Origin of the sequence: Anoxybacillus sp. MB8, assembly GCF_011006755.1 — a bacterium.
GTDB lineage: Bacteria > Bacillota > Bacilli > Bacillales > Anoxybacillaceae > Anoxybacillus > Anoxybacillus gonensis.
In genome coordinates this window covers 26912-49389 of record NZ_RXXX01000015.1, presented here as the reverse complement: position 1 = coordinate 49389, position 22478 = coordinate 26912, and the positions used below count along the sequence as shown (strand labels likewise).

The following is a 22478-nucleotide window of genomic DNA, read 5'->3' as shown; positions in this document are numbered from 1 at the left end:
ATTTTCGCTCCTTCTCATGAACGAAGTAACCATAACACAATAGCCAATAAGCCGATGAAAATCATAAAAGCCGTATCTATTCGTCCCCATGTCAACTCGCGCCATTTTGTTCGATTTTGACCACCACGATATCCGCGTACTTCCATCGCGACAGCTAGCTCTTCTGCTCTTTTAAATGCGCTAATAAATAGCGGAACGAGCAACGCCGTCATCGCTTTCATTCTCTCTTGTAATGGACCGCTTGAAAAATCGACACCACGAGCCGTCTGAGCTTTCATAATTTTTTCAGTTTCTTCCATTAACGTTGGAATAAAACGAAGAGAAATCGACATCATGAGCGCTAGTTCATGAACAGGTACATTCCATTTTTTTAACGGCGCAAGTAACGATTCCATACCATCTGTCACTTCAATCGGCGTTGTTGTTAACGTTAATAGCGTTGTGACGACAATAAGGAGCAAAAAGCGTAAAGAAATAAACACCCCTTGTTGAATCGCTTTATCGTACACTTCCATACCAAGCCATTGAAAAACGATATCTCCTTCTTTTGTTAATAGCACATGGAGAAAAAAAGTAAATACAATGACCCACAAAACAGGTTTTAACCCTCTAATCATAAAAGAAAAAGGAATGCGTGATAAAAACAACAAAAGGCATGTAAACAAAGTCAATATTCCATACGTCCATCCGTTGTTCGCAAGAAATACGATGAACACGTAAATAAACATAAGCAGCAGTTTTGTACGTGGATCGAGCCGATGAATAAAAGAGTGTCCAGGAACATATTTTCCGATAATCATACCGTTCATCATATACGCTTCACCTTAGTAAATAACGTTTGTAAAGATCGGACGACGTCTTCCATCGTCAAACAAGGTTTTGGAAATTGTATCCCGAATTTTTGCTCGATGGCCCGCTGAAACAAAACGGGTTCAGGGACATCTAACCCAAGATGTATTAAATCATCAACGTTACGGAAAATTTGTTCTGGTGTCCCTCTTCGAACGATCGTTCCTTGATGCATAATAATAATATCATCCGCGTAACGTGCTGCCTCTTCCATGCTGTGTGTCACGAGTACAATTGTCATCTTTTTTTGCCGATGAAGCTTTGCAAACATGTCCATCATTTCTTTTCGTCCACGAGGGTCTAATCCCGCCGTAGGCTCATCTAACACGAGCACTTCTGGCTCCATAGCTAACACACCTGCGATCGCTACACGGCGCATTTGTCCACCGCTTAAAGCAAACGGAGATTTATGTCGCACTTCTTCCGGCAATCCAACAAGCGCTAACCACTCGCCAACACGGGCTTTTGCTTCTTGTTCTGACATGCCGAAATTCATCGGTCCAAAGCAAATATCTTTTTCTACTGTTTCTTCAAACAACTGATGTTCAGGGAATTGAAAAACGATCCCTACTTTTTTCCGTAAAGGCTTTAAATGTTTTTCTTTTTTTCCTGCTATCATTGTATAATCGCCAATATGGACCGTCCCTTTTGTCGGTTGGAGTAAACCGTTGAAATGCTGTAAAAGGGTAGACTTGCCCGAACCTGTATGACCGATTACCGCTACATATGAGCCGCTGCGAATATCAACATGAATATCATACAACGCTCGCCTCTCGAAAGGGGTATTTATTTGGTAACGATGTTCGACATCGCGGAATACAATGTCCATAATTCACTCACCAACCCCTCCATTGTTAAATGATCAGCCGTCATTGGAATACCATTGTTCTTCAATCGTTGACTTAGTTGTAGCGAGAATGGTAAGTCTAACCCCATCTCCTCTAATTTCGCCCCGTATGCAAAAATATGTGCAGGCGTTCCTTCAAGCACAATTTTTCCTTTATTCATCACAATAACCCGATCTGCTTTTGCGACTTCATTTAAATCATGAGTAATCGAAATAACCGTCATATCGTGTTCACGACGGAGCGACTGCATCACATGAAGAACTTCTTTTTTCCCGCTCGGGTCAAGCATAGATGTCGCTTCATCTAAAATAATGATATTCGGCTGAAGAGCAATGGCACTTGCAATAGCGACACGTTGTTTTTGTCCACCTGACAAACGATGCGGCTCGTGATGAATGAAATCTTCCATTTTTACTTTTTTTAACGCTTCGTTTATGCGTTTTTTCATTTCCTCTTTTTGTATCCCTCTATTTTCAAGACCGAAAGCGACGTCATCTTGAACAGTTGTTCCAACAAACTGGTTGTCTGGATTTTGAAATACAATACCTAATCGCTCACGTACGTCCCATACTGTTTCTTCATTCAATGGGATTCCACATACATGAATCGTTCCGCTTGTCGGTGGCAATAAACCAATTAACAACTTCGCTAATGTTGATTTGCCTGACCCATTATGTCCGACAATTGTTACCCATTCACCTTTATACACTTGAAAGGATACGTTTTGTAAAGCATACGTTTGTTCATTTGCGTATTGAAAACTTACATCTTCCACACGTACTGAAACTTCCACGTTTCTCTCCTCATCTCTTCTGAATGTTCTTACTCTCTACTCTACTACAAAAAAGAAAACAAAAAAAGGGCATAGATCCAGTTCAAAAACTGTCTCGCCCTTATAAAAACGTATTAAACTAGTTCAATAATTACCATTGGCGCACCGTCACCGCGGCGTGGTCCAAGTTTCATAATGCGTGTGTAGCCACCTTGACGGTCTTGGTAACGAGGTGCGATGTCGCTAAACAATTTTTGAATCGCATCTTGACCTGTTTCTGTGTTTGCTACTTCTTTACGAACGAATGCCGCAGCTTGACGACGTGCATGCAAATCGCCACGTTTTCCTAATGTAATCATTTTTTCTACAACAGAACGCAATTCTTTTGCACGAGCTTCTGTTGTTTCAATTCGCTCATTAATGATTAAGTCTGTCACTAAATCACGAAGCAACGCCTTACGTTGAGAGCTTGTGCGTCCTAATTTTCTGTAAGACATGTGATGTCCCTCCTTTATTTCACTTTTAACATGAAAATGCCTAGTTAACCGAACGCTTAACTAGTCATCTTTACGTAAGCTTAATCCTAGCTCTTCTAACTTCGCTTTTACTTCTTCAAGCGACTTGCGGCCTAAGTTGCGCACTTTCATCATATCTTCTTCCGTTTTTTGCGCAAGTTCTTGCACTGTATTAATGCCAGCACGCTTTAAGCAGTTGTACGAACGAACAGAAAGATCAAGCTCTTCAATTGTCATCTCGAGCACTTTTTCTTTTTGATCTTCTTCTTTTTCGATCATGATTTCAGCGTGTTGCGCCTCATCTGTTAAATTCACAAAAATGTTTAAGTGCTCTGTTAAAATTTTTGCCCCTAGTGAGATTGCTTCTTTCGGGCCGATGCTACCATCTGTCCACACGTCGATCGTTAATTTGTCGTAGTTTGTCATTTGACCGACGCGCGTATTTTCGACTTGGTATGATACGCGCGATACCGGCGTATAAATGGAATCGATCGGGATAACACCTATCGGTTGATCCTCGCGCTTATTAGCATCAGCTGGCGTATACCCACGTCCGCGTTTTGCTGTCATTCTCATCCGTAAACGACCGTCTTTTGCTAATGTCGCAATATGAAGGTCCGGGTTGAGAATTTCTACATCGCTATCGTGAGTAATATCAGCAGCTGTAACGACTCCTTCACCCTGTACATCAATCTCAAGCGTCTTTTCTTCGTCCGAATAAATTTTTAGCGCTAGCTTTTTAATGTTTAAAATGATCGTTGTTACATCTTCCACGACGCCATCAATTGTTGAAAACTCGTGCAATACACCATCTATTTGAACAGATGTTACAGCGGCACCAGGGAGTGAGGATAACAGGATACGACGTAAGGAGTTACCCAAAGTTGTACCATATCCACGCTCAAGTGGTTCAACGACGAATTTGCCATATTTGGCATCCTCGCTGATTTCAACCGTTTCGATTTTCGGCTTTTCGATTTCCAGCATTCCTTTAACCCTCCTTCAAAACGTCGAAACCCCGATTAAACCGATGACAGCTCAATCGAAATTCCCCCATGAATAAGTTCCCGAATGTGCACAACAACTGTTTTTCATTTCCCTGTAAGAATGACTATATCCCATTATTGACACATACGCAAATTCTATACAGAGAAATTAAACACGACGACGTTTTGGCGGACGGCATCCGTTATGTGGAACCGGTGTAACATCTTTAATTGCTGTAATTTCTAATCCAGCCGCTTGAAGTGCACGAATTGCTGCTTCACGACCAGCACCCGGACCTTTTACGTTTACTTCAACAGTTTTCATGCCATGCTCCATTGATGCTTTTGCGGCAGCTTCTGCAGCCATTTGTGCAGCAAACGGAGTAGATTTACGAGAACCTTTGAAACCTAACGCACCTGCACTTGACCAAGAAATTGCATTTCCATGAACGTCTGTAATTGTGACGATTGTGTTGTTAAATGTCGAACGGATATGAGCGATACCAGATTCAATATTCTTTTTTACACGACGTTTACGCGTATTCGTTTTACGTGCCATTCGTTCATGAACCTCCTTTACTTAATTATTTTTTCTTATTCGCTACTGTACGACGTGGACCTTTACGTGTACGAGCATTGTTTTTCGTATTTTGGCCACGAACTGGCAATCCGCGACGATGACGAAGACCACGGTAGCAACCGATCTCCATTAAACGTTTAATATTTAAAGATACTTCACGACGAAGATCTCCTTCTACTTTTAAGCGATCTACGATTTCACGAATTTTACCTAATTCTTCTTCTGTTAAGTCGCGAACGCGAGTGTCTTCAGATACGCCAGCTTCTGCTAAGATTTTTTGTGCAGTTGCTTTACCGATTCCGTAAATGTATGTTAATGAAATGACTACACGTTTGTCACGAGGAATATCTACACCTGCAATACGTGCCATAATTTGTACACCTCCTCAAGTTTTATCCTTGTTTTTGCTTATGCTTTGGATTTTCACAAATAACCATAACTTTTCCGCGTCTGCGAATGACTTTGCATTTTTCGCAAATCGGTTTTACAGATGGTCTAACCTTCATGTGAACTTACCTCCTTGTTCGTGCGGAGTGTTATTTATATCGATACGTAATTCTTCCACGTGTTAAATCGTAAGGTGACAATTCAACTGTCACTTTATCACCTGGTAAAATGCGAATAAAATGCATGCGAATTTTACCTGAAACGTGAGCTAAAACGGTATGACCGTTTTCAAGTTCCACTCGGAACATCGCATTTGGCAACGTTTCAACGACTGTACCTTCCACTTCAATTACATCGTCTTTCGCCATTGAACGGCTCTCCCTTCTTTTTTGAAATGAGTAACATGTTCAACTAACACGACCAGTTTAAAGCTTACGATGCGCATCCGCAAAGAAGGTTAAAGCGTTCAAAGTGTTGTTAAAATTTCATATCCCGTCTCAGTAATAGCGATCGTATGCTCAAAATGAGCACATAGTTTGCCATCTACTGTGACGACCGTCCAATTATCTTCTAACGTGCGAACATAACGGGTTCCTGCATTCACCATCGGTTCAATGCATAGAACCATGCCTGGCTTTAACCGCGGCCCTTTATTTGGCGGACCGTAATGTGGGATTTGCGGATCTTCATGTAAGTCTTGACCAATTCCATGCCCAACATACTCACGCACAACGGAAAAGTTATGCGCCTCAACGTACGTTTGAATCCCATGAGAAATGTTCGTTAACCGTGCGCCAGGTTTGGCTTCTTCCAATCCGCGATACAATGACTGTTCTGTCACTTCTAACAGCTTTTTCGCCTCTTCGGAAATGGCTCCGACTGGATATGTCCAAGCCGAGTCGCCATGATATCCGTTATATTTTGCGCCAATATCGATGCTAATAATATCTCCTTCGCGAAGCACACGGTCTCCCGGAATGCCGTGAACGAGCTCTTCGTTTACTGATGTGCAAATGCTCCCACGGAATCCATTATATCCTTTAAACGAAGGAATTGCATCATGTTTACGAATGAACGTTTCCGCAATATGATCGAGCTCTCTTGTTGTTATGCCTGGCTCGATATATTTTTGTAGTTCTTGATGAGTTAAGGCAACAATTCGGCCAGCTTCACGCATAATTTCAATTTCGCGTGGGGTTTTGCAAATGATCATTATTGTAAGCCCCCAAGTAATTCACAAATGTCAGCAAACACTTGATCAATATGTTGTTGTCCATTAATATTGCGCAAATACCCTTTCGCTGCATAAAAATCAAGCAACGGTTGCGCTTGCTTCATATTGACTTCAAGGCGATTTGCTACTGTCGCTTCGTTATCATCTGCACGTTGATACAACTCGCCACCGCATTTGTCGCAAACGCCTGCTTTTGCTGGTGGATTGAACACGAGATGATACGTTGCGCCACATTCTTTACAAATGCGTCTACCTGTTAAACGTTCCATTAAAATGTTTTTATCTACTTCAATGTTAATGACATAATCAATGGAACGGTTTAATTGTTGAAGAAGCGTCTCCAACGCTTCAGCTTGAGCGACTGTTCGCGGAAATCCATCAAGCAAAAATCCGTTTTGGCAATCGTCTTTGCTTAATCTTTCACGAACAATGCCGATTGTCACTTCATCTGGAACAAGATCGCCGCGATCCATATATGATTTCGCCTGTAAACCGAGCTCTGTTCCTTCTTTCATCGCTGCTCGAAACATATCCCCAGTAGAAATATGAGGAATTTTGTATTTCTCAACAATTTTCTCTGCCTGCGTCCCTTTTCCAGCGCCCGGCAGTCCCATTAATACTAAATTCATCAATTTCTCCCCCTCAGCTCTATATGAGGTAGAGGGAATAAAATTCCCAACACCTCTTTTTATTTAATAAAGCCTTTATAATGGCGCTTCACTAATTGGCTTTCTAGCTGCTTCATCGTCTCTAGCGCAACACCGACGACGATCAGCAAGCTCGTTCCTCCAATTTGAGCAGAAGGCGGTAGTTTAGCGAACTCGATAAAGAAGACAGGAAGAACAGCGATTGCTGCTAAAAATAGAGCTCCGACGAAAGTTAATCGATATAAAACGCGTGTAATGAATTCTTGCGTGTTCTTTCCTGGACGAATGCCTGGAATGTAACCACCTTGCTTTTTCAAATTGTCCGCCATTTGTTCTGGATTGACTTGAACAAACGCATAAAAATACGTAAAGGCAACAATTAAAGCGACGTATATGATCATACCAACTGGTTGCGTGTAGTCAAAAACTTTCTTAATCCACAATGTTACATCATTCGAGCCGAAAAACGATGCAATCGTCGGTGGAGTAATAATAAACGACACCGCAAAAATAACCGGAATGACACCTGCCGGATTCACTTTTAACGGAATGTGTGTCGAATGACCACCTACTGGACTACGTCCTTCTAATCGCTTTGCATACTGAATCGGGATTTTTCGAAACGCTTGTTGCATATAAATAACGCCAACAATCACCGCAACAACAGCTAAAGCGACTAACAATACTGTAACGATGCGTAAAAACAGCTGATCGCCAGCATTTTCAAACTGTTGGACGTAAATTTGATTGAGCGTTGTCGGGATGCCTGATACAATTCCTGCGAAAATCAATACAGAAATACCGTTCCCAACACCTTTAGCTGTAATTTGCTCACCGAGCCACATTAAAAAAGATGTCCCTGCTGTTAAAACGAGCGCAATAAGCAAATATGTCGGAATGCCTGGATTTTTAATAAGTACGCCACCAGACATATTATGGAAACCATACGACATAGCGAACGCCTGGATAAATCCAAGCACAACCGTAAAGTAGCGAGTAAACTGAGCGAGTTTACGGCGGCCCACTTCTCCTTGTTTCGACCATTCCGTAAATTTAGGAACAACATCCATCTGCAATAATTGTACGATGATGGATGCCGTAATGTATGGCATGACGCCCATCGCAAAAATAGAAAAGTTTTTTAAGGCGCCGCCACCAAACGTGTTCAACACACCAAAAGCGTTGAACTGATCTTGCATTTTTAACACATCTGCATTTACGCCCGGCACGGGAATAAACGTACCGATGCGAAATACAATGAGCATAAGAAGGGTGAACATAATTTTTCTTCTTATATCACCCACGCGCATAAAATTGGAGATTGTTCGAAACATTAAATCACCTCAGTTGTACCGCCAGCAGCTTCGATCGCTTCTTTTGCAGAAGCAGAGAATTTATGAGCTTTCACTGTTAATTTTTTCGTAAGCTCACCGTCACCAAGAACTTTGATGCCTGCTTTTAATTTGCTTACTACGCCTGTTTCAAGCAATAATTCTGGTGTTACTTCCGTACCGTCTTCAAAGCGATTTAACACTTCAAGGTTAACGATCGCATATTCTTTACGATGAATGTTTGTAAAGCCGCGTTTTGGTAAACGACGGAATAAAGGTGTTTGACCACCTTCAAAGCCGATGCGTACACCGCCGCCAGAGCGAGCGTTTTGCCCTTTATGTCCTCTACCAGAAGTTTTTCCGTTACCAGAGCCGATACCACGACCAACACGGTTGCGTTCTTTACGGGAACCCGGTGCTGGTTGTAATTCATGTAGCTTCATGCCTAGGCACCTCCTTATTCTTCTAATTCTTTTACTGTTACAAGGTGAGAAACTTTATTAATCATTCCACGAATGGCTGGATTGTCGTTATGAACAACTGTTTGATGCAATTTTCGTAAACCTAATGTTTTAACCGTCACGCGTTGGTCTTGCGGACGACCGATTACGCTGCGAGTGAGGGTAATTGCTAATTTTTTCGCCATCATTTTTCCCTCCCTTATCCTAACAGTTCCTCAACTGTTTTACCGCGCAATTTCGCTACCTCTTCGGCACGTTTCAATTGCTTCAAACCGTCGATTGTTGCGCGCACCATGTTAATTGGTGTGTTGGAACCGATTGACTTCGATAAAATATCGCTAATACCTGCTAACTCTAATACCGCACGTGCAGGACCACCAGCGATAACTCCTGTACCTTCAGATGCTGGTTTTAAGATGATTTCACCTGCACCGAAATGTCCGATCACTTCGTGTGGAATTGTTGTACCAACGATCGGTACAGTAATTAAATTTTTCTTCGCATCTTCAATCGCTTTGCGAATTGCATCTGGAACTTCTTGAGCTTTTCCAGTTCCGAATCCGACATGACCGTTTTTGTCACCAACAACGACTAACGCAGCGAAACGGAAACGACGTCCACCTTTTACTACTTTAGCTACGCGGTTAACGGCAACAACGCGTTCTTCTAGTTCAAGTTTATTTGGATCAATGCGACGCATCTCTGTCCCTCCTTCTTAATTAGAATTGTAATCCAGCTTCACGAGCAGCGTCTGCAAGTGCTTTAACACGTCCATGATATAAATATCCGCCACGGTCAAATACAACCGATGTAATGCCTTTTTCAAGTGCACGTTTAGCAATTAATTCGCCCACTTTTTGAGCTGCTTCGACATTGCCTGTTGATTCTAAGTCGAATTCTTTATCTAAAGTTGACGCGCTAACAAGCGTCACTGCTTTCATATCGTCGATAATTTGCGCGTAAATGTGTTTGTTTGAACGGAACACATTTAAGCGTGGACGTTCCGCAGTTCCTACTACTTTGCGACGAACACGAGCGTGTCTTTTTTTGCGAACTGCATTTTTATCAAGCTTAGTGATCATTCGTGTCACTCCTTTCATTTACCTAAGCAGCATTATTTCTTACCTGTTTTACCTTCTTTACGACGTACAACTTCGCCTTCGTAACGAATACCTTTTCCTTTGTAAGGTTCTGGTGAACGAACGGCACGAATGTTTGCTGCTAATTCACCAACACGTTGTTTGTCCGCACCTTTAACGATAATTTTTGTTTGTGAAGGAACTTCGATTTCAAGTCCTTCTTCAGGTTCGATCTCAACAGGATGAGAGTATCCAACGCTCAATACAAGCTTTTTGCCTTGTTTTGTTGCACGGTAACCGACACCGACAAGCTCAAGTGCACGCTCATAGCCTTTTGAAACACCTTCAACCATGTTTGCAAGCAAGCTGCGAGTCGTTCCGTGAAGGGCACGATGATGTTTCTCATCGCTTGGACGCTCAACTGTTAAAACATTACCTTCTACTTTAATGACCATATCTGGATGGAACGTACGAGTAAGTTCACCTTTCGGACCTTTTACAGTAACTGTGTTACCGTCTAATGTAACTGTAACACCAGCTGGAATTTCCAATGGTTTTTTACCAACACGTGACATGTACTACACCTCCATTCGTTGCAAAATAATTACCAAATGTATGCTAACACTTCGCCGCCAGTACGTTTTTGACGTGCTTCTTTGTCAGTTAAAATACCTTGAGATGTTGAAAGAATTGCGATTCCTAAACCGTTCAATACGCGTGGTACTTCGTCAGCTTTTGCATATACGCGTAAACCAGGTTTGCTAATACGTTTAAGGCCTGTAATTACGCGCTCATTATTCGGACCGTACTTTAAGAAAATACGAAGAATACCTTGTTTGTTGTCTTCAATGTACTCGACATCACGAATGAAACCTTCACGCTTTAAAATTTCAGCGATTTCTTTTTTAATTTTTGAAGCAGGAACTTCAAGTTTCTCGTGACGCACCATGTTCGCATTACGAATGCGAGTAAGCATATCTGCAATTGGATCTGTCATCACCATTATGTTTTACCTCCTTCCCAACTCATGGGTTTATTACCAGCTTGCTTTTTTCACACCAGGAATTTGACCTTTATACGCTAATTCACGGAAACAAATACGGCAAAGTTTAAATTTGCGATATACAGAGTGTGGACGTCCACAACGTTCACAACGAGTGTACGCTTGCACTTTAAACTTTGGTGTGCGTTTTTGTTTCGCGATCATTGATTTTTTAGCCACGTTTTCGCCTCCCTCTTTTTACGAATGGGAATGATTATTTTTGGAATGGCATACCGAGCAATGCAAGTAATTCACGAGCTTCCTCGTCTGTTTTCGCAGTTGTAACGATCACGATATCCATACCGCGAACTTTGTTTACTTTATCGTAATCAATTTCAGGGAAAATTAATTGTTCTTTTACACCTAATGTGTAGTTTCCGCGTCCGTCGAATGATTTTTTAGAAACACCACGGAAGTCGCGAACACGCGGTAAAGAAACGGAAACGAGTTTATCAAAGAACTCGTACATACGCTCACCGCGAAGCGTTACTTTCGCACCGATTGGCATTCCTTCACGAAGGCGGAAGCCAGCGATTGATTTTTTCGCACGTGTAACAACTGGTTTTTGACCAGAAATTAACGCGAGTTCTTCCACTGCGTTATCTAACGCTTTTGCGTTTTGTACCGCATCACCAACACCCATGTTGATGACGATTTTTTCGATTTTCGGAACTTGCATCACAGATTTATAGTTAAACTTGCTCATCAGAGCAGGAACAACTTCTTTCAAATACTTTTCTTTAAGGCGGTTCATTTGAGTACCTCCCTTCCTCAGTCACTTCATTATTTGTCTAAAATTTCACCAGAACGTTTCGCATAGCGAACTTTTTTACCGTCAACTACTTTGTATCCAACACGAGTTGGTAATCCTGTTTTTGGATCAAGAGGCATTACGTTTGATACGTGGATTGGCGCCTCTTGGCTGATGATGCCGCCTTGTGGATTTGCTTGAGAAGGTTTTACGTGTTTTTTCACGATGTTTACACCTTCAACAAGCACTCGGTTTTTCTTTGGAAACGCAGCAAGAATAACGCCTTGTTTTCCTTTATCCTTACCAGAGATCACTTGTACTTTATCACCTTTTTTTACATGCATCTGAATCGCACCTCCTTAAAAGGCTTTTCCTTTTCATTAAATCACTTCTGGAGCTAAAGAAACGATTTTCATAAAGTCTTTTTCACGTAATTCGCGAGCAACTGGTCCGAAAATACGTGTACCACGTGGGCTCTTGTCATCACGAATGATTACGCAAGCATTTTCATCAAAACGGATGTAAGAACCGTCTGTACGGCGCACGCCACGTTTTGTACGAACGACAACCGCTTTAACAACTTGACCTTTTTTAACAACGCCACCTGGTGTTGCATCTTTAACTGTCGCCACAACGATGTCGCCAACGTTCGCATAACGACGACCAGAACCACCTAGCACTTTAATGACAAGCACTTCACGTGCACCAGAGTTATCAGCAACTTTCATACGAGTTTCTTGTTGAATCATTGACGAAACCTCCTTTCGGATTTGTATCCATCATCCCGAACAATATTAATTAAACGATAACAGCTTTTTCAACTACTTCAACAAGACGGAAACGTTTTGTCGCAGAAAGAGGACGTGTTTCCATAATTTTTACGATGTCGCCCACTTTTGCTACGTTGTTTTCGTCATGTGCTTTATATTTTTTCGAATACTTTACGCGCTTGCCGTAAAGAGGATGCTTTTTATAAGTTTCTACAAGAACCGTAATTGTTTTATCCATTTTATCGGAAACAACACGGCCGACGAGAACTTTACGATTGTTGCGTTCACTCATTGTGCGAACCTCCTCTCGATATCAATTATTTATTAGCAGCGATCTCTCTTTCGCGAATCACAGTTTTCATACGCGCAATCGCTTTGCGTACTTCACGAATACGAGCTGTATTCTCTAATTGACCTGTTGCCAATTGGAAGCGAAGGTTGAATAACTCTTCTTTCAACGCTTTAATTTTTTGTTCAATCTCGGCAGTGGTAAGTTCACGAATTTCTTTAGCTTTCATTTGATTCACCACCAATTTCTTCACGTTTTACGAATTTGCATTTGATTGGAAGTTTGTGAGAAGCAAGACGCAACGCTTCACGAGCTACTTCTTCAGAAACTCCCGCGATTTCAAACATCACTTTACCAGGTTTCACAACAGCTACCCAACCTTCAGGAGCACCTTTACCGGAACCCATGCGCACTTCAAGTGGTTTTGCTGTATATGGTTTTGAAGGGAAAATTTTAATCCATACTTTACCGCCACGTCTCATGTAACGAGTCATCGCACGACGAGCAGCCTCGATTTGACGGTTTGTGATCCATGCTGGCTCTAACGCTTGTAAGCCGTATTCACCAAAATGTACTTCTGTGCCGCCTTTCGCGCGACCTTTCATGCGACCGCGATGTTCACGACGATATTTTACGCGTTTTGGCATTAACATGATTAATTTCCTCCTTCCTCAGTTTTCTTTTTCGTAGGAAGGACCTCTCCACGATAAATCCATACTTTCACGCCGATTTTTCCGTATGTTGTGTCCGCTTCCGCTGTCGCGTAGTCGATGTCAGCGCGAAGAGTATGAAGTGGAACTGTTCCTTCGCTATAATGTTCTGAGCGAGCGATATCTGCTCCACCTAAACGACCAGATACCATTGTTTTAATTCCTTTTGCACCTGCGCGCATTGTGCGTTGGATTGCTTGTTTTTGCGCACGACGGAATGATACGCGGTTTTCAATTTGACGCGCGATATTTTCTGCAACAAGTTTTGCTTCTAAGTCTGGCTTTTTAATTTCAACAATGTTGATATGAACGCGTTTGCCAGTTAGTTCGTTTAACGCTTTACGAAGCGCTTCAACTTCAGATCCACCTTTACCGATAACCATTCCTGGTTTCGCTGTATGGATCGTAATGTTTACACGGTTTGCTGCACGCTCGATCTCAATGCGAGAAACAGCTGCATCGCTTAAGCGCTTTGTGAGGTATTCGCGAATTTTAAGATCTTCGTGTAAAAGGTCCGCGTAATCTTTTTCAGCGTACCATCTTGATTCCCAATCACGGATAATACCGATGCGAAGACCGATTGGATTTACCTTTTGACCCACTGATTATCCCTCCTTCTTTTCTGAAACGACGATCGTGATATGGCTTGTGCGTTTGTTAATTGCGCTCGCACGACCTTGTGCACGAGGACGGAAACGTTTCAATGTTGGTCCTTCGTTCACGTAAGCTTCCGTAACAACGAGCTTGTTAACGTCCATGTCATAGTTATGCTCTGCGTTTGCGACTGCAGATTTTAATACTTTCTCGATAATTGGAGAAGCAGCTTTTGGTGTATGGCGAAGAATCGCAACTGCTTCACTCACTTGCTTTCCTCGAATTAAATCAATGACTAAACGAGCTTTACGAGGAGCAATTCGAACCGTTCTAGCAACAGCTTTAGCTTGCATAAATGAAGCCTCCTCTCATATTAACGTTTTGTTTTCTTGTCATCAGCAGCGTGACCTTTGTATGTGCGCGTTGGCGCGAACTCACCGAGCTTATGACCGACCATGTCCTCTGTGATGTAAACTGGAACGTGCTTACGACCATCGTAAACAGCGATTGTGTGACCAATGAATTGTGGGAAAATTGTCGAACGACGAGACCATGTTTTGATCACTTGTTTTTGTCCAGTTTCATTCAATTTCTCGATTTTTTTCATTAAATGATCATCACAAAAAGGACCTTTTTTCAAGCTGCGACCCATAAGTGAACCTCCTTTCGTGATTGCTCTACGGTTCTTTTGAACCGTAGCTCAACCCCGTTATTTTTTACGACGACGTACGATAAATTTATCGGATTTATTTTTCTTCTTACGCGTTTTGAATCCAAGCGTTGGTTTACCCCATGGAGTCATTGGAGACTTACGTCCGATTGGTGCTTTACCTTCACCACCACCATGTGGGTGATCAACAGGGTTCATAACAGAACCGCGAACTGTTGGACGAATGCCTAACCAACGAGCGCGTCCAGCTTTACCGATGTTCACAAGCTCATGTTGTTCATTACCAACTTGACCAACTGTCGCGCGGCAAGTTGCTAAAATCATACGAACTTCACCTGAAGATAAACGAACAAGTACGTATTTACCTTCTTTACCAAGCACTTGTGCAGATGTACCTGCAGCACGTACTAATTGTCCGCCTTTACCAGGTTTTAATTCGATGTTATGAATAACTGTACCGACTGGAATGTTTGCTAAAGGTAATGCGTTACCTACTTTAATGTCCGCATCTGGACCTGACATAACTTCCATGCCAACTTGTAAGTTTTTCGGTGCGATGATGTAACGTTTTTCACCATCAGCGTAATGAATTAAAGCGATGTTCGCAGAACGGTTTGGATCGTATTCGATTGTAGCAACGCGTCCTGGAATGCCATCTTTATCGCGTTTGAAGTCAATAATACGATATTGACGTTTATGACCGCCACCTTGGTGACGAACAGTTAATTTACCTTGGTTGTTACGACCACCTTTTTTCTTTAAAGGCGCAAGCAACGATTTTTCCGGCTTATCTGTTGTAAGCTCAGAGAAGTCTAAAACCGTCATACCACGACGACCGTTAGACGTTGGCTTATATTTTTTAATCGCCATGTCCGTTTCCCTCCTTCACTTTTAAACTTATACTTCAAATAGTTCGATTTCTTTGCTGTCTGGCGTTAACGTAACAATCGCTTTGCGGCGGCGGTTTGTTAATCCGCTATAACGACCAACACGTTTGAACTTTCCTTTATAGTTCATAATGTTGACCTTCGCTACTTTCACGCCGAAGATCGCTTCGATCGCGTCTTTTACTTCTGTTTTGTTCGCTTTCACATCAACTTCGAACGTATATTTTTTCTCAGCCATTAACTCTGTTGAACGTTCAGTAATGACGGGGCGCTTAATAATATCGCGAGGATCTTTCATTATGCAAGCACCTCCTCTACTTTTTCCACAGCAGCTTTCGTAATGACAAGCTTGTCGTGGTTGAGTACATCAAGAACGTTAATTCCGCTTACTGTCACAACTGTTACTCCTGGAATGTTGCGAGCTGAAAGAATGACGTTCTCATTCGCATCTGCTGTTACAATTAACGCTTTGCGATCAACAGAAAGGTTGTTTAAGATTTTAACCATTTCTTTTGTTTTTGGTGCTTCAAGCGTTAAGTTATCTAATACAACGATGTTGTTTTCAAGCACCTTTGAAGATAATGCTGATTTAATTGCTAAGCGACGAACTTTTTTCGGAAGTTTGTAGCTGTAGCTGCGCGGAACTGGACCGAATACAATACCACCGCCACGCCATTGTGGAGAACGGATCGATCCTTGACGAGCGCGTCCAGTACCTTTTTGACGCCATGGTTTACGGCCACCGCCGCTTACTTCTGCACGATTTTTTGTTTTATGAGTTCCTTGACGCAAGGAAGCACGTTGCATAATTACCGCTTCAAATAACACATGTTTGTTCGGTTCAATACCAAATACGGCATCGTTTAATTCGATTTCGCCGATGTTTTCTCCGTTTTGGTTATACAATGCTACTTTTGGCATTGGGTATTTCCTCCTTTCTTAAAGAAATTATTTCGCTTTAACCGCGCTTTTAATAATAACAAGCCCTTTGTTTGGACCTGGTACGTTTCCTTTAATTAAGATTAAGTTGCGTTCTGGATCTACTTTCACAACTTTTAAGTTTTGTACTGTTACACGCTCGCCACCCATGCGACCTGGAAGCTCTTTTGATTTAAATACACGGTTTGGAGCGATTGGACCCATTGAACCAGGACGACGATGGTAACGAGAACCGTGAGCCATTGGTCCACGAGATTGTCCATGGCGCTTAATTACACCTTGGAAACCTTTACCTTTTGACGTACCTGTTACGTCAACGATTTCACCTTCGTTGAAAATGTCCACTTTTACTTCTTGACCTACTTCATATTCTGCAAGATTCACACCACGAATTTCACGAATGAAGCGCTTAGGTGTGGTGTTTGCCTTCGCAGCATGACCTTTTTGAGGTTTGTTCGCTAACTTCTCACGCAAATCTTCGAAACCTAATTGAATCGCTTCGTAACCGTCGTTTTCAACTGTTTTCTTTTGAAGAACTACGTTCGGAGTAGCTTGAATGACCGTTACAGGAATAAGATCTCCGTTTTCAGCGAACACTTGAGTCATGCCGATTTTTCTTCCTAAGATTCCTTTCATCTTTCACACCTCCTATATCGCAATTACAACTTGATTTCAATATCGACACCAGACGGTAAGTCTAAACGCATTAAAGAATCTACTGTTTGTGGAGTCGGATTGACGATGTCAATTAAGCGTTTATGTGTGCGCATTTCGAACTGTTCACGAGAATCTTTGTATTTATGAACCGCACGTAAGATCGTGTACACCGTTCTTTCAGTTGGTAACGGAATCGGTCCAGATACAGTTGCGCCTGAACGCTTTGCAGTTTCCACAATTTTCTCAGCAGATTGATCAAGAATTCGATGATCATACGCTTTTAAACGAATACGAATTTTTTCTTTTGCCATTATTTTCCCTCCTTCTTCGCCTATTTTCAAAATAGACATTCTCCATGGAAATTTCCTTCACACTCGCCATGGCAAAGCGGCCGGGTGTGTCAGCAACCTTCCACTTCATCGCAGTCAAAGACCAACGTTTATTATTATATATAAATTTCATGGCCAATGCAAGCTTTTTATTTCTTTTCTCAACAAACTGCCTTTCCCATTATACATATTTCACAACTGATTTTCAATGGAACAAAAAAATAAGTGGTCTAGCTTGTCGCTAGACCACGTTCATCCATTACTCGATGATTTCAGATACAGAACCTGCACCTACTGTACGTCCACCTTCACGGATCGAGAATTTTGTACCTTCTTCGATCGCGATTGGAGCGATTAATTCTACTGTCATTTCGATGTTGTCGCCAGGCATAACCATCTCAACGCCTTCTGGAAGTTGGATGATACCTGTTACGTCCGTTGTACGGAAGTAGAATTGTGGACGGTAGTTAGAGAAGAATGGAGTATGACGTCCACCTTCTTCTTTTGTTAATACGTAAACTTGTGCTTTAAATTTTGTGTGTGGAGTGATTGTTCCTGGTTTCGCTAATACTTGACCGCGTTGTACTTCGTCACGAGAAACACCGCGAAGAAGCGCACCGATGTTGTCACCAGCTTCAGCTTGGTCAAGAAGCTTACGGAACATTTCAACACCTGTAACAGTTGTTGCTTTTGGCTCTTCAGAAAGACCGATGATTTCTACTTGGTCACCAACTTTTAAGATACCGCGCTCAACGCGACCTGTAGCAACTGTACCACGACCAGTGATTGAGAATACGTCCTCAACTGGCATCATGAATGGTTTGTCGATTTCGCGTTGTGGAGTTGGGATGTACTCATCAACAGCGTTCATAAGCTCGATGATTTTTTCTTCCCAAGCTGGATCTCCCTCAAGCGCTTTTAACGCAGAACCTTTAATTACAGGAACTTCGTCTCCAGGGAAGTCGTATTCAGATAATAGATCGCGAACTTCCATTTCAACAAGCTCTAAAAGCTCTTCGTCGTCTACCATGTCGCATTTGTTTAAGAATACAACGATGTAAGGTACGCCTACTTGGCGAGAAAGAAGAATGTGCTCACGAGTTTGTGGCATTGGACCGTCAGCAGCAGATACAACAAGGATCGCGCCGTCCATTTGCGCAGCACCTGTGATCATGTTTTTCACGTAGTCAGCGTGACCTGGGCAGTCAACGTGTGCATAGTGACGGTTGTCAGTTTCATACTCAACGTGTGCAGTTGAGATTGTAATTCCGCGCTCACGCTCTTCTGGAGCAGCGTCGATTTGATCATACGCGCGTGCTTCTGCTTTACCTTGTTTCGCAAGAACTGTTGTGATTGCAGCTGTTAAAGTTGTTTTACCGTGGTCAACGTGGCCGATTGTACCAATGTTGACGTGTGGTTTCGTGCGTTCGAATTTCGCTTTAGCCATTATAATATCCTCCTTAGTGTTTTTTTATAAGTATAGAATGCTCGGAAGTGAAGGTGCACAGGCACGTCCACTTCCAAGTCTTACATAAGTATTTATACTTGAACAATGCTAGAAAATCAATTATTCACCTTTATTTTTTTTGATGATTTCCTCAGCAATGCTCTTCGGAACTTCTTCATAATGGTCAAATACCATTGTGAACGTTCCGCGACCTTGTGTATTTGAACGCAATGAAGTTGCGTATCCAAACATTTCGGAAAGTGGAACCATCGCGCGAACAACTTGTGCGTTACCGCGAGCTTCCATACCTTCGACGCGACCGCGACGAGAAGTGATGTCACCCATGATGTCACCTAAATATTCTTCAGGGACGATGACTTCTACTTTCATGATTGGCTCAAGCAATACAGGGTCACATTTTGCTGCTGCGTTTTTCAACGCCATTGAAGCAGCGATTTTGAACGCCATTTCGCTTGAGTCAACATCGTGGTAAGAACCGTCGAATAGCTTCGCTTTAATGTCGACAACTGGATATCCAGCAAGGACACCGTTTTGCATAGCATCTTCAAGACCCGCTTGGATTGCAGGGATATATTCTCTCGGAACAACCCCACCGACGATCGCATTTTCGAATTCGAAGCCTTTTCCTTCTTCGTTTGGCGAGAACTCGATCCAAACGTGACCATATTGACCGCGACCACCAGACTGGCGCACAAATTTACCTTCAACTTGTGCAGACTTACGGAATGTTTCGCGGTACGCAACTTGCGGAGCACCAACGTTTGCTTCGACTTTGAATTCGCGACGCATACGGTCAACGATAATATCAAGGTGAAGCTCACCCATACCTGCAATGATTGTTTGACCTGTTTCTTGGTCTGTCCACGCACGGAATGTTGGGTCTTCTTCTTGAAGTTTTTGTAACGCTGTGCTCATCTTGTCTTGGTCAGCTTTTGACTTCGGTTCGATTGCGATTTGAATAACTGGTTCTGGGAATTGCATAGACTCCAAGATTACTGGGTCTTTTTCATCACACAAAGTATCACCAGTTGTTGTATCTTTTAAACCTACAGCTGCCGCAATGTCACCCGCATAAACTTGTGCAATCTCTTCGCGGTGGTTTGCGTGCATTTGTAGAATACGACCGATACGTTCACGCTTACGTTTTGTTGAGTTCAACACGTAAGAACCAGAGTTTAATGTACCTGAGTATACACGGAAGAACGTCAACTTACCAACGTAAGGGTCTGTCATAATTTTGAACGCTAACGCTGCAAACGGAGCATCGTCACGCGCTTCACGAACTGTTTCTTCTTCTGTATCAGGAACAGTTCCTTTGATCGCAGGAATGTCGACTGGAGATGGTAAGTAGTCAACAACTCCATCAAGCATTAATTGGACACCTTTGTTTTTAAATGCAGAACCACAGAATACAGGGAAGAATTGAACAGAAACTGTCGCTTTACGAATGGCAGCTTTTAATTCTTCTTTCGTAATTTCTTCCCCTTCTAAATACTTCATCATTAATTCTTCATCAAGTTCTGCAACCGCTTCGATTAACTTACCGCGATATTCTTCTGCCATATCACGATAGTCTTCAGGAATCTCGATGCGCTCGATATTTTTTCCTAATTCATCGTGATAATGATATGCGCACATTTCAACAAGGTCGATGATACCTGTGAATTGATCTTCTGCTCCAATCGGTAATTGAACAGGGTGCGCATTCGCTTGTAAACGATCATGAAGCGTTTTAACAGAGTATAAGAAATCTGCGCCAATCTTGTCCATTTTGTTAACGAAAACGATACGTGGAACGCCGTATGTAGTCGCTTGGCGCCATACTGTTTCTGTTTGCGGCTCTACGCCTGATTGTGCGTCTAATACCGCAACTGCACCGTCTAATACACGCAATGAACGCTCAACTTCTACCGTGAAGTCGACGTGTCCAGGTGTATCGATGATGTTAATGCGATGGCCCTTCCATTGAGCAGTTGTCGCCGCAGATGTAATTGTAATTCCGCGTTCTTGTTCTTGCTCCATCCAGTCCATCGTTGCTGCGCCCTCATGAACTTCACCGATTTTATGAACGCGTCCTGTGTAGAAAAGGATACGCTCTGTCGTTGTTGTTTTACCGGCGTCAATATGGGCCATAATTCCAATATTGCGAGTGTTTTCCAAGGAGAACTGTCTTGCCATATGGATTTTTTCTCCTTCCTTAAATGAAGTATCGTAATTTTATTTGCATATAGGAATATAGGCGAATGAGCGATGGGCATGCTTTTTTATTTTCAACCGCATCGCTCTCACCTATTCTTAATTTAACGAAAAAATTACCAACGATAGTGTGCAAACGCTTTGTTTGCTTCTGCCATTTTGTGTGTATCTTCGCGTTTCTTCACAGCTGCACCTGTGTTGTTTGCAGCATCCATGATTTCGTTCGCTAAACGCTCTTCCATCGTTTTTTCTCCACGAAGACGAGCGTAGTTAACGAGCCAACGAAGACCTAATGTTGTACGGCGCTCTGGGCGCACCTCAACAGGAACTTGATAGTTTGCACCACCAACACGGCGCGCGCGAACTTCAAGAACTGGCATAACGTTTTTCAACGCTTGCTCGAACACTTCCATTGGATCTTTACCTGTGCGCTCACGAATGATATCGAACGCTGTGTAAAGAATTTTTTGCGCTTTACCTTTTTTACCGTCAATCATGATTTTATTGATTAAACGTGTAACTAGCTTTGAATTGTAAATTGGATCTGGTAACACATCTCGTTTAGGAACCGGACCTTTACGTGGCATAGTTTTTCCTCCTTTCAGTAAAAATCAGCGAAAAATGATACATGTTATTTCTTAGCTGCTTTTGGTTTTTTCGCACCGTATTTTGAACGACCTTGCATACGGTTCGCTACACCTGCAGTATCTAAAGCACCGCGAACGATGTGGTAACGTACCCCTGGTAAGTCTTTTACACGTCCACCGCGAATTAATACAACGCTGTGTTCTTGTAAGTTATGACCGATACCTGGGATGTAAGCAGTTACCTCGATACCGTTAGATAAACGTACACGGGCATATTTACGAAGCGCAGAGTTTGGCTTCTTTGGTGTCATTGTACCTACACGTGTACATACTCCACGTTTTTGCGGAGAGTAAACAGTTGTTTGAACTTTTTTGAAGCTGTTATACCCTTTATTTAACGCAGGTGATTTAGATTTCACTACCTTTTTTGTACGACCTTTGCGTACAAGCTGGTTAATTGTAGGCATGGTAAATTTCCTCCCTTCACAATTAAATTCAAGCCCACACATCCAGGTGGCTCATTTTTATGCAAAAACAAAGTTTTTGTAGTAAACCCACAAAAACAGTTTTTAACGAATGATCGCAACAGCCGCTGCTCCTACATCGATTTTGCATGCTTTCCCGAGCTTTTTCATCGAGTCCACTTTATAAACAGGCACATTCGCTACATTCGCAGCTTCCAGCACTTTGTCAATGATCGCTTTATCCGCATCTTCTGCGATCACAAGTTCATGTACCTTCCCATCTTTCAGAGCTCGTACTGTTTGTTTTGTTCCTACAATAATTTGTTTAGCCTGTGCGACTTTTTCATAAGACATGTAACATATCCTCCAAAGTGACAGGTTTTCGGAACACCTTTATTATGCTATCACTTTCTAAGAGCTGTGTCAACTATATTTT

Annotated in this window: 38 protein-coding genes; all 38 read right to left on the bottom strand. The window is 42.3% G+C overall.

Annotated features, from left to right (window positions below):
- Positions 1–14 precede the first annotated feature (14 nt).
- Complete coding sequence (locus EKC99_RS07425; RefSeq protein ID WP_163151245.1) at positions 15–812, bottom strand: energy-coupling factor transporter transmembrane component T family protein; 798 nt, start codon at positions 810–812, stop codon at positions 15–17.
- The gene (locus EKC99_RS07420; RefSeq protein ID WP_163151243.1) at positions 809–1678 is read right to left on the bottom strand and encodes an energy-coupling factor ABC transporter ATP-binding protein; all 870 of its coding nucleotides are present in this window, start codon (positions 1676–1678) and stop codon (positions 809–811) included. The genes EKC99_RS07425 and EKC99_RS07420 overlap by 4 nt, the downstream gene beginning before the upstream one ends.
- Positions 1636–2490 carry an energy-coupling factor ABC transporter ATP-binding protein gene (locus EKC99_RS07415; protein WP_009361502.1) on the bottom strand — a complete coding sequence of 285 codons (855 nt, stop codon included), beginning with the start codon at positions 2488–2490 and terminating at the stop codon, positions 1636–1638. The genes EKC99_RS07420 and EKC99_RS07415 overlap by 43 nt, the downstream gene beginning before the upstream one ends.
- Positions 2491–2603: 113 nt before the next feature.
- Positions 2604–2966: a 50S ribosomal protein L17 gene (rplQ, locus tag EKC99_RS07410; protein ID WP_003397694.1), complete on the bottom strand. Its 363-nt coding sequence runs from the start codon at positions 2964–2966 to the stop codon at positions 2604–2606.
- 60 nt (positions 2967–3026) lie between these two features.
- A complete protein-coding gene (locus EKC99_RS07405; protein ID WP_004888705.1) occupies positions 3027–3971 on the bottom strand; it encodes a DNA-directed RNA polymerase subunit alpha in 945 nt (314 codons plus the stop codon).
- Between the two features lie 168 nt (positions 3972–4139).
- The gene (gene rpsK, locus EKC99_RS07400; protein WP_003397692.1) at positions 4140–4529 is read right to left on the bottom strand and encodes a 30S ribosomal protein S11; all 390 of its coding nucleotides are present in this window, start codon (positions 4527–4529) and stop codon (positions 4140–4142) included.
- A gap of 25 nt (positions 4530–4554) precedes the next feature.
- Complete coding sequence (gene rpsM, locus EKC99_RS07395) at positions 4555–4920, bottom strand: 30S ribosomal protein S13 (RefSeq protein WP_003397691.1); 366 nt, start codon at positions 4918–4920, stop codon at positions 4555–4557.
- Positions 4921–4942: 22 nt separating this feature from the next.
- The gene (rpmJ, locus tag EKC99_RS07390) at positions 4943–5056 is read right to left on the bottom strand and encodes a 50S ribosomal protein L36 (protein WP_000868344.1); all 114 of its coding nucleotides are present in this window, start codon (positions 5054–5056) and stop codon (positions 4943–4945) included.
- A gap of 30 nt (positions 5057–5086) precedes the next feature.
- A complete protein-coding gene (gene infA / locus EKC99_RS07385) occupies positions 5087–5305 on the bottom strand; it encodes a translation initiation factor IF-1 (protein WP_003247618.1) in 219 nt (72 codons plus the stop codon).
- Positions 5306–5403: 98 nt separating this feature from the next.
- The gene (gene map, locus EKC99_RS07380) at positions 5404–6150 is read right to left on the bottom strand and encodes a type I methionyl aminopeptidase (protein WP_163151241.1); all 747 of its coding nucleotides are present in this window, start codon (positions 6148–6150) and stop codon (positions 5404–5406) included.
- A complete protein-coding gene (locus EKC99_RS07375; protein ID WP_009361500.1) occupies positions 6150–6800 on the bottom strand; it encodes an adenylate kinase in 651 nt (216 codons plus the stop codon). Before EKC99_RS07375 ends, map begins: the two co-directional genes overlap by 1 nt.
- Positions 6801–6859: 59 nt before the next feature.
- Positions 6860–8152 (bottom strand): preprotein translocase subunit SecY, encoded by a 1293-nt coding sequence (gene secY, locus EKC99_RS07370; RefSeq protein WP_009361499.1) that lies wholly within the window; start codon positions 8150–8152, stop codon positions 6860–6862.
- Positions 8152–8592 (bottom strand): 50S ribosomal protein L15, encoded by a 441-nt coding sequence (gene rplO, locus EKC99_RS07365; protein ID WP_009361498.1) that lies wholly within the window; start codon positions 8590–8592, stop codon positions 8152–8154. The genes secY and rplO overlap by 1 nt, the downstream gene beginning before the upstream one ends.
- A 14-nt stretch (positions 8593–8606) precedes the next feature.
- Positions 8607–8795, bottom strand: coding sequence for a 50S ribosomal protein L30 (rpmD, locus tag EKC99_RS07360; protein WP_003397685.1), 189 nt, complete (start codon positions 8793–8795; stop codon positions 8607–8609).
- A gap of 14 nt (positions 8796–8809) precedes the next feature.
- Positions 8810–9310, bottom strand: coding sequence for a 30S ribosomal protein S5 (gene rpsE, locus EKC99_RS07355; protein ID WP_004888691.1), 501 nt, complete (start codon positions 9308–9310; stop codon positions 8810–8812).
- A 19-nt stretch (positions 9311–9329) separates the two neighbouring features.
- Complete coding sequence (gene rplR / locus EKC99_RS07350) at positions 9330–9692, bottom strand: 50S ribosomal protein L18 (protein WP_009361496.1); 363 nt, start codon at positions 9690–9692, stop codon at positions 9330–9332.
- Between the two features lie 32 nt (positions 9693–9724).
- Positions 9725–10264 carry a 50S ribosomal protein L6 gene (gene rplF, locus EKC99_RS07345; RefSeq protein WP_009361495.1) on the bottom strand — a complete coding sequence of 180 codons (540 nt, stop codon included), beginning with the start codon at positions 10262–10264 and terminating at the stop codon, positions 9725–9727.
- A gap of 29 nt (positions 10265–10293) precedes the next feature.
- A complete protein-coding gene (gene rpsH / locus EKC99_RS07340) occupies positions 10294–10692 on the bottom strand; it encodes a 30S ribosomal protein S8 (protein WP_009361494.1) in 399 nt (132 codons plus the stop codon).
- 33 nt (positions 10693–10725) lie between these two features.
- Complete coding sequence (rpsN, locus tag EKC99_RS07335) at positions 10726–10911, bottom strand: 30S ribosomal protein S14 (protein WP_003397678.1); 186 nt, start codon at positions 10909–10911, stop codon at positions 10726–10728.
- A gap of 34 nt (positions 10912–10945) precedes the next feature.
- A complete protein-coding gene (gene rplE / locus EKC99_RS07330) occupies positions 10946–11485 on the bottom strand; it encodes a 50S ribosomal protein L5 (protein ID WP_003397677.1) in 540 nt (179 codons plus the stop codon).
- Positions 11486–11514: 29 nt separating this feature from the next.
- Positions 11515–11826, bottom strand: coding sequence for a 50S ribosomal protein L24 (gene rplX / locus EKC99_RS07325; RefSeq protein ID WP_003397676.1), 312 nt, complete (start codon positions 11824–11826; stop codon positions 11515–11517).
- 36 nt (positions 11827–11862) lie between these two features.
- On the bottom strand, positions 11863–12231 hold the full coding sequence (gene rplN, locus EKC99_RS07320) for a 50S ribosomal protein L14 (RefSeq protein ID WP_003397675.1): 369 nt from the start codon (positions 12229–12231) through the stop codon (positions 11863–11865).
- Positions 12232–12280: 49 nt separating this feature from the next.
- Positions 12281–12544, bottom strand: a complete 264-nt coding sequence (gene rpsQ, locus EKC99_RS07315; RefSeq protein ID WP_003397674.1) for a 30S ribosomal protein S17 — start codon at positions 12542–12544, stop codon at positions 12281–12283.
- Between the two features lie 25 nt (positions 12545–12569).
- Positions 12570–12770 (bottom strand): 50S ribosomal protein L29, encoded by a 201-nt coding sequence (rpmC, locus tag EKC99_RS07310; protein WP_003397671.1) that lies wholly within the window; start codon positions 12768–12770, stop codon positions 12570–12572.
- Positions 12760–13194 (bottom strand): 50S ribosomal protein L16, encoded by a 435-nt coding sequence (gene rplP, locus EKC99_RS07305; RefSeq protein WP_003397670.1) that lies wholly within the window; start codon positions 13192–13194, stop codon positions 12760–12762. Before rplP ends, rpmC begins: the two co-directional genes overlap by 11 nt.
- A gap of 2 nt (positions 13195–13196) precedes the next feature.
- Positions 13197–13853, bottom strand: coding sequence for a 30S ribosomal protein S3 (gene rpsC, locus EKC99_RS07300; protein WP_003397666.1), 657 nt, complete (start codon positions 13851–13853; stop codon positions 13197–13199).
- 3 nt (positions 13854–13856) lie between these two features.
- Positions 13857–14198 carry a 50S ribosomal protein L22 gene (rplV, locus tag EKC99_RS07295; RefSeq protein WP_006322652.1) on the bottom strand — a complete coding sequence of 114 codons (342 nt, stop codon included), beginning with the start codon at positions 14196–14198 and terminating at the stop codon, positions 13857–13859.
- A 20-nt stretch (positions 14199–14218) separates the two neighbouring features.
- Positions 14219–14497, bottom strand: a complete 279-nt coding sequence (rpsS, locus tag EKC99_RS07290) for a 30S ribosomal protein S19 (protein WP_004888674.1) — start codon at positions 14495–14497, stop codon at positions 14219–14221.
- A gap of 57 nt (positions 14498–14554) precedes the next feature.
- Entirely contained in the window at positions 14555–15385 is an 831-nt protein-coding gene (rplB, locus tag EKC99_RS07285; protein WP_009361493.1) for a 50S ribosomal protein L2, read from the bottom strand.
- Between the two features lie 27 nt (positions 15386–15412).
- Complete coding sequence (gene rplW, locus EKC99_RS07280; RefSeq protein WP_009361492.1) at positions 15413–15700, bottom strand: 50S ribosomal protein L23; 288 nt, start codon at positions 15698–15700, stop codon at positions 15413–15415.
- Complete coding sequence (rplD, locus tag EKC99_RS07275) at positions 15700–16323, bottom strand: 50S ribosomal protein L4 (RefSeq protein ID WP_009361491.1); 624 nt, start codon at positions 16321–16323, stop codon at positions 15700–15702. Before rplD ends, rplW begins: the two co-directional genes overlap by 1 nt.
- A 27-nt stretch (positions 16324–16350) precedes the next feature.
- Positions 16351–16977, bottom strand: coding sequence for a 50S ribosomal protein L3 (gene rplC, locus EKC99_RS07270; RefSeq protein WP_009361490.1), 627 nt, complete (start codon positions 16975–16977; stop codon positions 16351–16353).
- 23 nt (positions 16978–17000) lie between these two features.
- Positions 17001–17309: a 30S ribosomal protein S10 gene (rpsJ, locus tag EKC99_RS07265; protein WP_009361489.1), complete on the bottom strand. Its 309-nt coding sequence runs from the start codon at positions 17307–17309 to the stop codon at positions 17001–17003.
- 277 nt (positions 17310–17586) lie between these two features.
- On the bottom strand, positions 17587–18774 hold the full coding sequence (gene tuf, locus EKC99_RS07260; RefSeq protein WP_021095336.1) for an elongation factor Tu: 1188 nt from the start codon (positions 18772–18774) through the stop codon (positions 17587–17589).
- 120 nt (positions 18775–18894) lie between these two features.
- Positions 18895–20973, bottom strand: a complete 2079-nt coding sequence (gene fusA / locus EKC99_RS07255; RefSeq protein WP_163151238.1) for an elongation factor G — start codon at positions 20971–20973, stop codon at positions 18895–18897.
- A gap of 134 nt (positions 20974–21107) precedes the next feature.
- Positions 21108–21578: a 30S ribosomal protein S7 gene (rpsG, locus tag EKC99_RS07250; RefSeq protein ID WP_004888658.1), complete on the bottom strand. Its 471-nt coding sequence runs from the start codon at positions 21576–21578 to the stop codon at positions 21108–21110.
- A gap of 44 nt (positions 21579–21622) precedes the next feature.
- Entirely contained in the window at positions 21623–22045 is a 423-nt protein-coding gene (gene rpsL, locus EKC99_RS07245) for a 30S ribosomal protein S12 (RefSeq protein WP_003397652.1), read from the bottom strand.
- A gap of 102 nt (positions 22046–22147) precedes the next feature.
- On the bottom strand, positions 22148–22396 hold the full coding sequence (locus tag EKC99_RS07240) for a 50S ribosomal protein L7ae-like protein (RefSeq protein ID WP_075039514.1): 249 nt from the start codon (positions 22394–22396) through the stop codon (positions 22148–22150).
- Positions 22397–22478: the final 82 nt, after the last annotated feature.